We start from the raw sequence: 16,196 nt of genomic DNA on the forward strand, positions 1-16,196 counted from the left end.
GCCCCCTGCCCCCTGCCCCCTGCCCCCTGCCTTCTTCTGCCCTCGCGCCTTCTGCCTCCTGCCCTCTGCCTTCTTCCCCACTCCCAACACCAGCTAAATCAGCCAATTGCGGCCAATGCGCCACAGCCGTTTGCCAATCAGCATTATGCAGACTGTAGACAATTGTTGGTTGTGTTGCTTGCCAACTGCCTTCCTGGGGATATATGTAGATGTTGCCTGATGTCAAGATGCGCCCGTCGGCGTGGAGTAGTTTGCCGCGACGCAATAACCAGAGTCTCGTATCGTGAAATAATTTAGCTGGGGGTGCGCCACTTTCTAAATTGTGTCGGCGGAAGAGAGATAAAGCCTGAAGCATCTGTTCTACAGAACCATTCAGGGTGATGGGCGCACTTTGACAACATAATAAAAGCAAATTCCAAAGTTCTGCCCGTTTTTGCAGGCGATCGCTCATACCAGGATATTGCTGTAAAATCTCCTGCAACAGTGCTTGCGGCAAATAGCACAGTTTGAGATTAACAGAAGCCCTCGCCACGTAAGAATGAAACTCTTCTTCGGGGAACAAAGTTGATTCACCAAATGATGCCCCAGTTGTCAGGGTGGTGATTAAGTTATTCACACTATCCAGCAGTCTCACTTTCCCGGTGAGAATCATATAAATTCCCGGAATTGCAGTTGTCGCTTGCCAAAATTGTTTAGCGACAGGTGGTTCGACAATTTCTATTCCTGCCAAGCATTTTTCCATATCCTGGCTTGATAATGTCTCGCCCAAAGTGTAAGTAATTTGTTGTGCTAACTGTTCTTGAGAAAATCCTGATGGCATATTTTCACCTTCATCAATTGGGGCTATACGAATAAGCTCCCCCCGCCTACGGCGACCCCCTTTTTTAAGGGGGTAAAAAAGGTTATACATAAGCCCCCCTTAAAAAGGGGGGTTGGGGGGATCTTCACTTATTGATTTGTCTGCATTAAATTAAACGACCAAGGAAAAGTCGGTTCGCTATGAGTTTGTAAGTCACTAATCGTAATGTTGTTATCATTTGTCTCAGATGTTTCTGGTTGATTGGAACTTTTACGTTTAGTCGATAGTCCCATTTGTTTGAGTAAACGGTTAACGTGGCGATCGCTAATCGAAATACCCAATTCATTTGCTAAATGTTTGCTTAACCATTGGGCTGTCCAGTGAGTAAACGCATAGCCATAATCACGCGGACTATGACTTACCAACTCTTTCAATCTGTCGATATATTGAGCATTAACAATTTTCGGTCTGCCTATTGGGCGCTCATTCCATTTATGTGCAAAACCCGCTTCTGCTATGCCAATCCAGTAGCGTGCCATTTCTTGAGAACAACCAACAATCTCACAAATTTGAGTTTGAGATTTGCCCATATCTGCCAGCAACATAATTTCAATTCGCCGGAGATATTCTGGCTGTAAATTGCTTTGCAAGTTTTTCAACAAAGCTTTTCTTTGAAAAGGTGTAAGAAATTTGCTATCTTGCGGATCGTAATTTTCCAAACCTTGATATTGGCTAGAATAGTTTGACATAATTACTACCAGTTATTGTTGACAGTCAAGTGTTAATTTTGAAGTCAGAATTATTCAATAATGGAGAGATTATTTCACTCGTTAACCCTTGTTGATTTTGACTTCTGATTTCTGGGTTATTCTAAATTTGTCCGACGCTGAATGTTTACCCCCTAATCTTGATAAATAATTGGGGGAAATTTTCATATTTCATCTGTTTTGGCAGTCTAGAATTCGGTGTTAATAGTTAGTCCTAGAATCATAAAATTACAAGTATTTCTAGTGCTAACTATTCTACATAAAGAGAAAAATTGTGTTAAAAACTGCGCTCCAAAGCGTGAGCGCAGATAATTGAGCAGTAGTAGTATGTAAATCTGACAAAATATTCAGCCAGCATAGCTGTTGTTTACCTCAATGAACAGCAGTTTCTGGTAAAACACCTAAAAGCAATAAACTATGAACTAGTAACACTGAATAATTGGACAGACTTTCCTATAGTGTGGTGTAACGCTGGTATTAGTTTCACAAAATTGCTTGATGAGTATAGGAAAGTTATCTAGAAGCGACTTTTTACTGAAAAGCGGTAGTTCCTCACTTTGGTTAAGTTAGCCTAACTGTTATTCTTTTAAGAATTTTTCTAAATATAGTCAATAGGTTTTATGAAAAAAAGATGAACTTTACATAAAGTATATATTATCTTTATCGTATTTTTATAATTAAGTTTTTTGAAATAAAATCATGAATTTTGGCGGACAAAATCTAAATTTAAGAGTTACTGTCTTTGAATATATTTACCTAATAATTATCTATCTATAGGATGAAAATCTTTAATTATAAATATGCGTCTCAGACTTTATTGTATGTATTGTCTTAACAGACAATACACATAAATCAGTGTTAAAATAAATAGAGATAATTTTTATCTAATCACTCAGTAAAAATAATTTTTTTATGGTGTGTTAGGTACTAATTTCGAGATAGTTGTTCACTAAAAATATAATCTTAGTACCTAACGTATGTTTTGATATAGTGGTGCATTAGGTTAAAGCCTTAACACACCACTACTGAATATTTATTGAATTCAGAATTAGCTTGTAAGTATTCTATGATTCACTCAGTAACTCTGAATTTAACAGACATTGTATTTCCGTAATTAACCAATGCTGAAACATTTTATTGATAATTTCTTGATATCTTTGGGGTGTTAATTCAGCGGGGATAAATTCTTCTACCAAAAAGAGATGATAACCTTGCTCTGTTTTGTAAGGGACTGTCACCTGTTGCGGTGATGCTCTAAATACAACAGTGGCTATATCTGCTTGAACTGCACAACGATAAACTATACCTTCATATCCACATTTACGCCGACGATGAATATCAATATCATAAATTCGTGCTGCCTGATAAAAGCTGATTTCACCATCTTCAATTTGATAGTAAAGTTCTTGTGCTAAAGTTTCTGAGTCAATGATAATTTGATACAAAATAACTTGATCAAATTCTGAGCAATGCTGAGTAAAAAAATTCTCTACTTCATCGGCAAATAATACTTGTGCTAGTTTGTGAGATAATAAGCGATCGCAGATTCCCATTTCCCAATCAGAGGGTGTAATTAATTGATCTGCTAACCATTCCAGTGTATCGGCGGCTCTTTCCAAATGTCTTTCCCGCCGCTGATTTTCTGCTTCCGCTTCAATTTCTTCCTGAGTGATAGTAATACCTCTAGCCTCGGCGGTTTGCCAAATGACTTTGTTCGCTAAAATCTTTTGATATACTTCCTTCAACTTCATTTCTTTTTTGAGGAATTTAACAACTTCCTCTGACTCAATAAATACTTTGGCAAACTCACTCATTGGTATTGATACTTTTTAGTTTTTACAGCTAAACCAGCTTAAGTTGAGAGGAAAGGGTTATTTCTCACAAAAGACATAGAACTTGTTCTGTTCCCCATTCCCCATTTATTTATACATAAAAAACTGGAAGCTATTTAAGTTTTTAGCTTCCAGCAGTTGCTGTATCCATTCGATGTTATTACAGCAGAGATGATCCTGTTTGGTAGAACTAGGATTAAGAGCATTAAGACAAAAGCGTAGTAGCTATATGCTCCATCAGCCACAAAAACCGTTAACTGTTAGTTTGTCTATTTTCCTTACTACAAAAGTATGGAAGGCTCTACTAAGTTTCTCCCACCATTGAGAAACTGACTAGAGGGCATGTAAAGTTGAAATAGGGGGAATCTACCTCTCTAACTTTTCTTTGCTCAGGCTTCCTCGAAAATAGAACTACCAATAGCAACAGTTAGATTGTCTGTCTTGGTTTAAGAGTTATGTACTCTTTGGGATACTGACTGCTTCAGCAAAAACAATCAGTTAAATGTATTTCATAGTCAGATATTCAATGATTTTATCATTGTTGATGAGTGTATTGGTTAATCACCTCTATGTATAATTTAAAGGATATTGAGAGTTCAAATTTGCCATTTTGGCACATTTTGAAATTAAATTTGCTCTCTACCTCGGCTCTTTATACCAGTTCTCAATTTTAAGCTCTACACCTGACAAATCCAGGGATACAAGCACAAAAACCACCTTGAGAGATTTCCTAAAAGGTAGATAATTAGAGTGGCATTAAGATAGTTAATGTGATATTTTTACATTAATTGAAATAATTAATAACATCAAGTTATTTGCTGCGCATAAAAATTTTACTTGCGTTTTGTCTGGTGTAACGAGTGACCGATAACCTATCATATCTGAGAGTTGCGATCCCATGATAGGCTACAGAACTCATATTAGATTTTTGAAAACACATAGATATCTGGATATCCGTAAAGTGGGCATTCACTAAAATATTCTAGGTAGATTGAGGCTTTTACTGAAAATGCCCACCCTACTTGTTACATCCTGTAGAAATATCTATTAATGCAACAGACAATTTAATTAGCTTCACAAATATTTAAGGAAAAATCTTGAGTGTTGTCGCTGTTTGGTTCATATTTCAGGGTTTGATATTCGGAAATTTCTTGTGTTAAGCATTGCTCCATATTCCCACCACGAATTTCTGCTTTTTGCTTACCAACTACCTCAAGATAATTTAAGTCTTTAATCTTACCTAAGCAGCTAGTCGCTACAGACTTATCTGTAGATGATGGCTTAATTGTTATCGTCTCACGCTCTTGTTGCTGCACTCTACTTGTTGAAGAATTTTCTTTGAGCAATCTGTTATAAGTGCGATAAGGAATGTAATGCAATGGATTATAACCAGCTACACGTAGCATTAACACACATGCCCAAGAATACTTACCTGCCAGAATCGCCTCAACTATTTGGTCAAATTGTTGAGGATTGATACCTTTATTAAAGTTACTGATGCTAGTCATGTTGTGATTCATAGTGTTAATTTTACTGGAAAATTAGGTGTTACAAGTCGTCAATGCTTAATCAATAGCTGTTGTAGTTAAAACTTTCACAACTACCCTAATTTATTTTTATTTTTAGCGATAAACCTGTGGGAAATGATTAAATGTTGCTGTAAGAGCCGTATCATTCCTGGTATGGAGGTTAGAACTGCATGTGTTCTGATGATGGTGTCCATGAGCTTGACCTTTGAGTAGAAAGTTGACGGTATTTAATCCAGTAACTAGTTACTTTTCAAACTTTCCTAATGTCATTTCAATGACTATAAAAGTCTGGCTTGGCTCGTGGTAGATGCAGTTTTACCCTCTGTTCATGTTCTAAATACTTAGTTTAATCAACTGCCCTGATAATTCTATCGTATAATCTTTTGCCTTATTTTTTATGGCAAAACTTAGGAGAAAAGCTATCATTCTCACTGAGAACATTAAAGTCATTGAGCAAAAGAAATAATAGCTACTTTAGTATTTATACTACGTTTTTTTCTAAATGTCATCTTCTCAATTAAAACTTTAACAGTTAAATTTACTGAGTTTTCTTGATGTCTCCATTTTGATTCTACTACTTTTGGTATTGTCACTGATTCACTGTTTACTGAGGGGTTTGACCCCTCATTTTATTGTTTATTTGAAACTTTTATTTGGTTCAAATTCATATAGAAATTTACCATTAACTTGTCTAATAAACAATCACTAAATATAGTAATTCCAATAGCATTAATAAAAACAAAGTAATTTTATGTAGTTTATGCTGTTAAAAATATTTTAGAAAAAATATAAATTTTATCCGGATCAAGGCAAACCTAATATCGTGTCGATTTTTAATATTAGATGTACGGAGGCATAACTGATAATCCATACAGGCTAGAAATGAATCCAGTTCAGATCATCTGATTTTTCTTGTCCTGTTGCCTGTTTTTTGCCTCTACAGAGGATGAGATATCAGTTAATACATAGAAACCCGACTTCTTTGATAAGTCGGGTTTCTGAGTCTACTAACTTGGGTATAGGTAGGTAAAAAAGTAAGATGAGCAAAATTACAGTTGTAATTGCAGTCTAGCCAGAGAGTAATAAAGACCTTTTGTTTCCATAAGTTTTTTATGTGTGCCTTGTTCAACCAAAATACCTTGGTCAAGCACGAGGATGTGGTCGGTATAGCGCACACTTGAAAGACGATGGGAGATGATAAAAGTGGTGTGATACTGGCTCAAACGAGCTAATTTTTGGTACAGACAACGCTCAGATTCAGGGTCTAGAGCGCTTGTGGCTTCGTCCAAAATTAAAATTTTCGGGTGGGTAATCAATGCACGAGCGATCGCAATTTTTTGTCTCTGACCACCAGAAAGCCGCAAACCCCTCTCACCCACAGGGGTGTTGTATCCTAAAGGCAGTTCACGGATAAAACTGTGGGCTTCGGCTAACTTGGCGGCGGCGATCGCCTGTTCATGGTTAAAATCTTGATTGTAAAGGGTAATATTTTCTAAAATCGTTCCCGAAAACAGAAAATTATCCTGGGCAATAAACCCGATTTGATTACGTAACGATGATGGAGATACCGCCGCAATATCTACTCCATCAATTAAAATCCTCCCACTTTCGGGACGATATAAACCAGCCAACAAATTGACTAAAGTGCTTTTACCACAACCACTCTGACCAATAATCCCGATAGTTTGTTGTGGTCTCACCCGAAAAGAGACATTTTGCAAAACATGACGCTGGTCATAAGGATGATAGCGGAAAAACACATTCTCAAACCGCACTTCACCGCGAATTGTTGGCATTACCTGTAACGGTTGTTGAGAATTTTCTTCTGGCTGAGATTCTAATACATGATTAACTTGCTCCGCCGCCATGAGTACTGCGGGTAATTCATCCCATAAACCTACCAGCGCCAACACAGGATTTGTCAAATTACTAATTAGCATATTGAACGCGACAAATTTACCCAGTGACATATCCCCAGTAATCACCAGTTGCAACCCACACAACAACACAACTGTTGTTGCAACGTGACTAATTAAATTCCGCAGCATTTGTAAGACATTGGTTAACTTCTGTCCCCGTAACTGCACTTTGAGTATTTTCAGCAAACCCTCTTGCCAATATGTCTGCACTGCACGTTCAGCGGCGGCGGTTTTGACTGTGACAATTCCAGTGATAATTTCCACTGTGGCAGAATTTTGACTGGCTGATGTTTGCGATATTTCCCATGATATTTGTTTAAGGAAAGAATTTGCCACTAAAGTCAAAAGTACAACAGGGACAATTCCACACATCACCAACAAAGTCAGTCGTAGGTTGAAATAAACCATCACCCCTAGATAGACAATGATCATCAAAGCATCTACTATGCTGGTGATGGCGCGACGGGTGAGGAATTGTTGAATTTTGCGGTTTTCTTGCACACGGCTGAGAATATCTTCAACGCGGCGGGAAGTAAAAAACTGCAATGGTAGCTGCAAGGTATGTTTAACGAAACCACCAATTAAATTAATATCGATGCGATTGGCAAAATAGTCGAGGAGATATTGTCGCTGTGCTGTTAAAACAATGCGCCACACACCCAAGCACAAAAAACCGAGTGCAAAAGCATTCAATGTGGAAAAATTTTTCAGCAATAGTATTTGGTCGAGGATGGCTTGGGTAAGTAAGGGAGTCCCTAACCCAAATATTTGGATAACTATGGAGACGAGAATAATGTGCTGAATTAGTTGGTGGTAAGGCTGTAATGTCTGCCAATAGCGACTTAAAGAAAGCTTTTCGCTATTGAGGGCGTGAAAATTCGCTGTGGGGTTTAATAAAAGAGCGTATCCTGTCCAACTAGCTGCAAAATCGCAACGCGACAGCCATTTTTGTCCCATCGCCGGATCAGCAATTAAAATGCGATCGCCTTTGACTTGCCAAACAACTATATAATGATTCCCTTGCCAATGAGCAATCCAAGGAATTCCCTGTGATTCCAACTTAGTCAAACTCGCCCGCAGTTGTAGCGCTTCGTATTCTAAGGCTTGGGCTGCACTGGCTAAACCCGCCAAAGATGCACCTGTTCGGTCTACTGCTGCTAAGTTACGCAAAGTATTGAGACTGAAGCGTTTACCCCAATACTCGCTAATCATGGCTAAACAAGCCGCACCACAATCTGATGAACTTTGTTGAGGAATGAAGGGATATTTTCGCCGTGACTTAGCTTTTGGCTGAGGCGGAAAATCAATCTCTGATACTGAGGGAATCTCTGGTTGGGAGTATTCTGGTTTGGGAAGGGGGAGTTGGGTAATTTCTGAATGAACAACAGTTAGTTCCTGCTGTGTGTCCTGACTGGTCAAGAGTTGCGGTGCAAATGCTTGGGCTGATTCCCACTGCTCAATGGGTAGGTGGTAAATGAATAAATCTGTTTCTGCAATTGCATCTGGGGATGTGACATCAGGATAACCCCAGCTATCGCCTAATAATAATGAGGTTGTTGTGCCACCTGCTAACCAAAAACGCCCCGCCGTTGCTGGTGCGGCGGTTGTTAAAGATGAACCAGCAGAAATTTTTATAGTAATTATATAAGATAAGAATTGCTTTAAAGTTGCACTATTGAGCGATCGCAATTCGCTATAACTTTTAAAAAAAATTAGTGCTTGGCGCTCAGATGCTAATTTTTGCCAGTGCTGCGCTAAATTTGGTAAGCGTTGCAACCAAACTTGTAAATCCGCAATTGTGATTTGCGCCACAAAACCCGGACTAGCACCAATCGCCCGGTATGATAAAGGGCGATCGCAAAATAAATCATCTGCGCCAAATGTTTGCTCTGCTAATAACAACTGCGTAGAAACTTCTCGTCCAAGAGTTGCATCAGAACTTAGCAAACGCACTCGTCCTTGGCAAACTAAGTAAAAAAAATTGCTTTTATCTTCAGAAATACTACTATCAGTATAGTTTGTTAAATTATCACCGATTTGAAAATTATTAATTGTCCAAGACTGGCTAAATTCTGATGCTAAATTTGTATCCCCTGCAACTATGCTCAACAGTTTAAGAATGGTTGCTTCTGGAGTAATTGATTGCTGTTGGGCGCTAGAGTTTAATTCTTCTTGAACTCTGAACGAAGAAGAGGGGTTCATGGTTTAATTTCTGTTCTCAGTGTAAGTTTTTGATGCTATGCAATCTTTGTTTTATTTAATTAGATATAAGCAGTTAGTTTATTTGGAACACATAAGATTCATAGTTGACTTTTGAAAAAATTCAGTAATACTTACAGAGCTTTTTTTATTCCCTATCCCTTCTCCTTTCGTGTTACCTCCCTACAAAGATAATTTCAGACATCACATCAGATTACTAAAGTACTATTGTTATTTGTCTGAGCAACTGGTGAGCGAGTATTTAATTTTTCTTTTTCGTTACTTACATTTTCTGTTAATTTATCCAGTACCCGGAAAATAAAACCATATCTTACACATATCAGTCCCAGACCAGATGTTAAGCAAATACGATGATATTTATGTAGCTAAAAATACAATATCTTTAGCGATCGCTCGACCATTCATTACACTGCCAATTAAATCTTTGTAATTTCCAATACTCGTATTTACCACTTTGCCATCAGACTTGATTTTGCTGGAATTTCTGTGATAGCCTGCTTTTACTCTAAAATACTGTTAATCGATAGATTTACCGTAGTTTAGTTATTGTGCAAAGCCATAGTTTGCAGAAACGGAAATAACCCCTTATGCCAAAAGATTGGTTTGAATGGCACGACCTCTACAAAACTGACCAGAGGTTGCAGCAACGCTTAGAAATAGTACGAGAATATATTGCCCACAGCTTAAATTTTTCCTCACCAGGAGTAATTCGGGTAGTGAGTGTTTGCGCTGGTGATGGACGAGATTTACTAGGTACTTTAGCAAATCACCCACGCGCTCAAGATGTTTATGCACGACTGGTTGAGCTACATCCACAACTCGTAGAACGTGGACAAGCAACTATAGAATCGTTAGGTTTGACAAAACAAATTGAGTTTATTAATGGCGATGCAACTATCGCCTCTAACTATTTAGGAGCAGTACCAGCAGATATTGTGATTGTCTGTGGTGTTTTCGGTAATCTTGCTGATGAAAATGAACTAAATCGCTTATTAAGAAACCTGAGTTTTCTTAGTAAACCAGGTGCATTTGTAATTTGGACTCGTGGACATTCTCATAATATTCCTCACTCTGAAACAGTCCGTCAATCTCTGCAAAAAGCTGGATTTGCAGAGGTTAACTTTAAGCTGACAGCAACGGGAGATATGGGTGTAGGTATTCATCGCTACCTTGGTGAAAGCGTGGCTGAACCCAAAGAGGAACAGTTTTTTGTGTTTTCTGGGATTGCGAATAGAGCCAGGTAAACAATTACCGCTTAGTGATCAATTGTCTGGAAATAAGTTTCAATCTAGCCGTACAAAAAATTATGGTCGCAACAGTTAAACCTCAGTATGTAAACATTTTTCATCGTGTTACCCGGTTCTTCGTTCCAGGGTTGATCAGCGTCGCCACTTCATTCACATTGGTTAGTTGCACACAACCAACCCCAACAGCAGAAACCTCATCTACAGCTAATAATGTATCTGATACCAAGTCAGTGGGTATCAAAACCAAAGTACTGCGTATGGGATATCAACAAGCTGGTGATTTGGTTAGGGTAACAAAAGTTTTAGAAAAGCGGCTGGAACCTTTAGGTGTAAAGGTGGAATGGGCGCAATTTGCCCAAGGGCCACAACTAATGGAAGCTATGAACGTAGGCAAAATAGATTTGGGTTCTGTGGGTGAAACTCCACCCATCTTTGCTCAAGCTGCTGGGGCGCAGATTGTGTATGTCGTTGGTTCACGACGTACCGAAAATAGTGGTAAAGGTAGTGCGATCGCAGTACCACCAAATTCTCCCATTAAAACTTTAAAAGATATCAAAGGACAAAAAGTCGTCTTTCAAAAAGCATCCGCATCTCACTACTTTATTCTCAGAGCTTTAGAAGATGTAGGTTTGAAATATAGCGATATTAAAGTTTTGAGTATCCCCAACGTAGAAGCAAGTAGTGCCTTTTTAGAAGGGAAAATTTCGGTTTGGGTGACAGGTGATCCGCATCTAGCTAGAGCCGAAAAATTAAATAAAGTTAGAATTCTCAGAGATTCTCAAGGACTGGACTCTCCAGGGGGATACTATATCGGAGGAAAACAGTTTGCCATTGATAATCCAGAATTGCTGCGAATAGTCATTGAGGAGATTGATAAAATTCAGCGTTGGGCTGAGGCGCATCCCAAAGAAACTGCACAACTAATCGCACCTTATCAGAAATTACCACCCGATGTGATGGACTTGGTAATTAGCCGTCGCAGCTATGGATTAAGAGCTATATCTACAGATTTAGTTCAAGAACAACAGCGAGTTGCAGATTACTTCTATAAAAATGGGTTGCTTCCCAAACCTGTGAATGTTCGAGAAGCAATGTTAACACCTGAGCAATATGCAGCGATTACTCCACCCACAATCAGTCAAAAATAACATCAAGCTGATTTAGCTGGGCTAGATGGTAATTATAGTTGCTTAAGGTGCATATCCCCAAATTATTGAATAATTTGGGGATATTGCCGTTTACAGATGATTGAGCATATCTATATCTTCTAGCTGTCGCCTAAGATACCTGAACTGATGAGGTGCGATCGCATTATTAATCATGAGTCTGGCTAAAATCTAGTGTATTTACTTAATACATTTATTATGATGTTAATATGTTGTAGGTTAATTTAGAGGATTTACTCAGAAAAATCAATAGTATATATAGACAAGCTTATAAAAACCGTAAAAGATAACACAAATGTTGGAATTGCAGTAGAATGTCAGTTAACCAACCTAAAATAACAAGTTTGGGGCTGAATATAGCCTGAAATAGCTTAAGAATCAGCATTTACTGTGTTTTAGGCATTTTAATTTGACTAAAGTACTAGTTGATTCTGAACTTAAGCTTTCTAGCTTATTCTGCAACAAATTTAATTTGCAGCCATAGCAATCCGTTAATGAATGGTAAATAGGCTCATTAATTTTTAATAATTTTTACTGGTAATTCGAGTAAAAACACGGAGCAAAAAGTTCATTTTTTATACAATGCTTTTGTTGGTGGTTTCGACTTCCGTTAAAACTCAAAATTCGGAATGTTTTACGCTGTTTAAATTCTTCGAGTAGCTGGATCATCAGACTCTACAAATAACTTCTGCAAAATTCATAATTTTTGTGCTTCTGCACAGTAGTTGCGGCAAATCAACACACTGTCTGAGGCTAAAAATTATTGTTGCAAGAAGTTTCAAGTAGATTTTGTGTCCACAAACAATTGTTGGAACACAGCCTATGCAAGTGAAACAAACTAAAAGCAAAAGAAAACGAGGCGTTGTGCTAACTCCGTCCGGGCTACAACGCTTACATGAAGCGATTTTATCTTGGGAGATTGCTAGAAACAAAGGCGATCGCTTAACTCTGCAAGAACTCAGCACCCAGATTAGTATTTCGACTAAAACTCTGAGTCGATTATGGTCTTTGAGTAAAGGCGTAGATCAAAAAACTCTTAAATTGTGCTTTAGTGCCTTTAACCTCAAATTACAAGAAGAAGATTACACAGTATCGAGTGGTGAGGATGAAGGCGAAATCATAGAATTCTTTCCCAAAAGTTCATATCAACAGAAAAATCATCTGACTCGGTTATCTAATTACGAAATAGAACATCGTTGGCCATATCCAGATGGGCCTGTAGGTCTAGATTCTCCTTTATATATCGACCGTCCCCCAATCGAAGAAATAGTTTATCGAGAAATTACTCGCCCAGGCTGTGTAATTCGGATTCGCTCTCCCAGACAGATGGGAAAAACTTCTTTAGTGCTACGTATTTTAGCCTTTGCTCATCAGCAAGGATATCGCCCTGTTAACGTCAATTGCTACCAAATTGATGACACTTGTTTGACTGATTTAAATAAGCTTTTGCGTTGTCTTTGTTGGCAAATTGCCCAACAGTTAGAAATTAAACCTAACCTTGATGATATATGGGATGAAGAAGTTGGCTATAAGTTAGCCTGTAGCTTCTACTTGCAAAAGTATATTTTTAAACAGAGCAGTAGTCCCATAGTGCTGGTTTTGAGCGATGTTGATCGCTTTTTTGAATATCCGCACATTGCTCAGGAATTTTTTGCTTTGTTACGTTCTTGGTGTGAAGAAGCAAGACAAAATTACAGTTGGCAAAAACTGCGATTAGTAGTGGTTTACTCTACAGAACAATATATCTCTCTAGATATTAATCGTTCACCATTTAATATCGGTTTACCTATTCATCTAACTGAATTTACTCAAAGCCAAGTCGAAGATTTAGCCAGAAGATATGAGCTAAACTGGAGTTCCGGTCAAGAATCTGCTCAAATCATGTCTTTAGTTGGTGGTCATCCGGCGTTAATTCAACTAACTTTATTTCATCTTGTCTCCCGCAAGATTACTTTACAAGATTTGATCGAAGAAGCGATCGCTAATGGCGGTATATACCGTCATCACTTATGGCGACACAGCTTAAAACTGCAAAGCTATCCTCATTTGAGCAAAATATATGCTGAACTTATCAAAACAAAACAATGTCTGGTAATTGATCCTGTAGATGCTTATCAGCTAGAAAGTTTAGGCTTGATTTGCTTTGATGGCGATCGCATTTTACCCCGTTGTAAACTCTATCGCGTTTATTTTCAAAAACTACTACCTACTATTTGTTTACAATCTGTTTAGACAAAACCCATAAAAAAACTATGATAATGCCTTTGAAAAAGGGTATTATTGAATACTGTAGTTTATAAGCTTGTCATAACTTGAGCTAATTCATGAGATAAATCAATGGCTGATTCCTGCGATTTTTTAAATAGAACGCCAGCCAAAAAATAATAATCTCCAGAGTAAAATGCTTTATGATTTTCTTTTAAGGATTCTATATGTTTTTTTACTTTTTGTTCAGAACTATAATAACCAAACTGTAAAGGTAAAACGACAAATTTATTCACACTATAGCCATTTTCTGCTGCTGTTTTTAAAGTACTGATTGGGTTAGAATAGCTAGAAATTAAAACCAAGACATTTGCATAATCTAAAGATAAAAGCTCGTTGGTAATTGATGCGCCATCTACACCGCCAAATAATAATGGCATATAAATATCATCATCTGGGGCTGGTAAATATGGCGGATTAGCAACAAGATAATTAGCTTGAGGTTTATCAGAGTCAAACAAACAAGAGTTATGAATAATATATTTACTTGTAAGATTGTATTCATCTATAGTTAAATTTGCAGCTTTCCAGGCAGAAGTATTAAGTTCATAGCCTTGAATTAATCCTTCAAACTTATTTCTTAGTAGTGAGTTGATAACAGGACTGCCATCACCAGAACCAAATTCAACAATAGATGCCGGATTTTGACAATCTCTCATGACAAAATTTTCTAAACAATTAGAATAAAAATTAGATTCTTCCGGGCAGAAAAATATGTCTTTCATCTGATTAAAATACTTCCTTAAAGTAAGAGTTTTGCTGACATCAAGCCGAATCAAATTAGCTGTTTTGAGAAATTTGTTACTCAAACAGAACTAGGTTACAAAGCAATTAAAAATGCAATGAAAGGTAGCAATTTTTGGGTATTTATCTGATGGGTAAACTTGCTTGTTCGGCTGCACGAATAGAAAGCACAACAGCTTGAGCAGCGCGATCGCCCATTAATTTTTCTTGGTCGTATCCCAAAATTAATTCCCACCCATCATGGGGATATTGTTCTGCTAAAGGTAAAGCCACACTGTCTAACATCCATTGACCGTGGCGTTCATCTTCTTTGATATGCAGTTCCCAATAACCCATTGCTGCATCTGAAAGGTGCAATCGTTGGGCGGCTGTCAGATAATTTCTGTAAGTTGCCGGGCCAGCTACTTCAAAATAAGTTAACGCACCACTGTAACGCAGAAAATAACGTTTGCGTTCTGTTGTTAAAAAGTTTTGATTAGCACAAGCCAACACTTCCCAAGGGACTAAATCAAAGTAACCCTCTGGTTCAGTGTTCATATCAAACTCAGCTAACATTTGGGCAAAAAATGTAGAGTGCTTGCGAGATAAGCGCCCATTACCGTATTCTTCTAAAAGTACTCGCACCAAAGTACATTGCACCTCATTCGCCGCACCACCTAAAATCCGCGATAGACGACTACCTTCAACTAAACCATCAAATGAAGCGATCGCCAGTAAATGACAATAGCCAATTTCACTCATTTGTTCTCGGATATAGCGACTCTCTGGTGATAATGGCGGATCTAAATCGGCGGCGGCGCGTTCAATCAGTGCTTGTTTGACATTTAATTTTTGTAACGCCAGCACGTCGATTTGAGCTAGTTCCCAAGCTTGCCAAGCCGCTTCAATTTGATGAAGACAACAACTCAAATAAAGCGATCGCTCATTTGTATAATGACGCAAATCGTCATACCAAAATAACTTCAAGCGATTAATCCAATATAAGATTCTCTGAAGAAATAGGTGAGCGCGATTATCTCCATTACCATTTTGATAAGCCGCCTCTATTGCTATAGAGAGTGTTTGTTCAAACTCTCTGATTTTCCCTGCTACCTGATGCAGTTGATTATCTAAATCATCAATAGCCAGTAATTCTAAAAATAATTGTTCAGCCCGATGATACTGAGGCTCTATCTTTGCTTCGGGTTGTGAACTCTTAGCCACAGCCTCAAAGTTAGGGAATGTCAATAAATAGCTTTGCATGAAATCTTAGATACCTTTGCCAAAGAGTGAAAGTAGTTTCATCTCTAATATCTAAGGTTCCACAGTTAAGCTTTCTTAACCTCTTTCGTCAGTTATAAACAAATATTAACTCTAGAGACACAGAATTACAGCAAGAGATAGGTACAGGTAACAGACGATAGATTTAGCAAATGAACATACTTGCGCGGGTGAGGTATATCTGCGGGTAGGTATTTTTTGAGAATATTTTTTCTACATTCAAGCTAAACCGACAAATTTAACAATATACACAAGCCATTAGACATTTAACTTGCATATTTTTGATTTAGAAGAAAAAGGTTAATTATTATTTTGATGATTCTAAATCGCTGTAATTGTGAGCTTTTGGGAAAAAAGGAGGAATTATTATGTCTAATTTAAAATTATTTTCTACTAGTTTAGTGGCGATCGCTTTATCTCTAGTAGTCCACCAAGGCAATTTTGCTGG

Annotated in this window: 10 protein-coding genes; 3 read left to right on the forward strand and 7 right to left on the reverse strand. The window is 37.8% G+C overall.

Features of this window, described 5'->3' with window-relative positions:
- From NCWK1_RS02100 to NCWK1_RS02120, 5 genes are all read right to left on the reverse strand, one after another.
- Positions 1–820: cyclic nucleotide-binding domain-containing protein (locus NCWK1_RS02100; RefSeq protein WP_146033926.1), on the reverse strand; the 820-nt coding region annotated here is incomplete at its 3' end.
- A gap of 128 nt (positions 821–948) precedes the next feature.
- Positions 949–1,548, reverse strand: a complete 600-nt coding sequence (locus NCWK1_RS02105) for a helix-turn-helix domain-containing protein (RefSeq protein WP_096581789.1) — start codon at positions 1,546–1,548, stop codon at positions 949–951.
- A 1,082-nt stretch (positions 1,549–2,630) separates the two neighbouring features.
- A complete protein-coding gene (locus NCWK1_RS02110) occupies positions 2,631–3,380 on the reverse strand; it encodes a peptidylprolyl isomerase (RefSeq protein WP_096581787.1) in 750 nt (249 codons plus the stop codon).
- A gap of 1,082 nt (positions 3,381–4,462) precedes the next feature.
- Positions 4,463–4,918 (reverse strand): HetP family heterocyst commitment protein, encoded by a 456-nt coding sequence (locus tag NCWK1_RS02115; protein ID WP_103123536.1) that lies wholly within the window; start codon positions 4,916–4,918, stop codon positions 4,463–4,465.
- A 1,058-nt stretch (positions 4,919–5,976) separates the two neighbouring features.
- Positions 5,977–9,048: a cysteine peptidase family C39 domain-containing protein gene (locus tag NCWK1_RS02120; RefSeq protein WP_103123537.1), complete on the reverse strand. Its 3,072-nt coding sequence runs from the start codon at positions 9,046–9,048 to the stop codon at positions 5,977–5,979.
- 605 nt (positions 9,049–9,653) lie between these two features.
- Between NCWK1_RS02120 and NCWK1_RS02125 the strand changes: the two genes are divergently transcribed.
- From NCWK1_RS02125 to NCWK1_RS02135, 3 genes are all read left to right on the forward strand, one after another.
- The gene (locus tag NCWK1_RS02125; protein ID WP_103123538.1) at positions 9,654–10,310 is read left to right on the forward strand and encodes a class I SAM-dependent methyltransferase family protein; all 657 of its coding nucleotides are present in this window, start codon (positions 9,654–9,656) and stop codon (positions 10,308–10,310) included.
- A 62-nt stretch (positions 10,311–10,372) separates the two neighbouring features.
- Positions 10,373–11,461, forward strand: coding sequence for an aliphatic sulfonate ABC transporter substrate-binding protein (locus NCWK1_RS02130; protein WP_103123539.1), 1,089 nt, complete (start codon positions 10,373–10,375; stop codon positions 11,459–11,461).
- Positions 11,462–12,301: 840 nt separating this feature from the next.
- Positions 12,302–13,711 (forward strand): AAA-like domain-containing protein, encoded by a 1,410-nt coding sequence (locus NCWK1_RS02135; RefSeq protein WP_103123540.1) that lies wholly within the window; start codon positions 12,302–12,304, stop codon positions 13,709–13,711.
- 62 nt (positions 13,712–13,773) lie between these two features.
- Here the strand turns inward: NCWK1_RS02135 and NCWK1_RS02140 are convergent, their stop codons facing one another.
- Entirely contained in the window at positions 13,774–14,469 is a 696-nt protein-coding gene (locus NCWK1_RS02140) for a class I SAM-dependent methyltransferase (protein WP_103123541.1), read from the reverse strand.
- Positions 14,470–14,611: 142 nt separating this feature from the next.
- Positions 14,612–15,730 (reverse strand): iron-containing redox enzyme family protein, encoded by a 1,119-nt coding sequence (locus tag NCWK1_RS02145; RefSeq protein ID WP_103123542.1) that lies wholly within the window; start codon positions 15,728–15,730, stop codon positions 14,612–14,614.
- Positions 15,731–16,196 lie beyond the last annotated feature (466 nt).

Source organism: Nostoc cycadae WK-1 (assembly GCF_002897135.1).
Lineage (GTDB): Bacteria > Cyanobacteriota > Cyanobacteriia > Cyanobacteriales > Nostocaceae > Nostoc_B.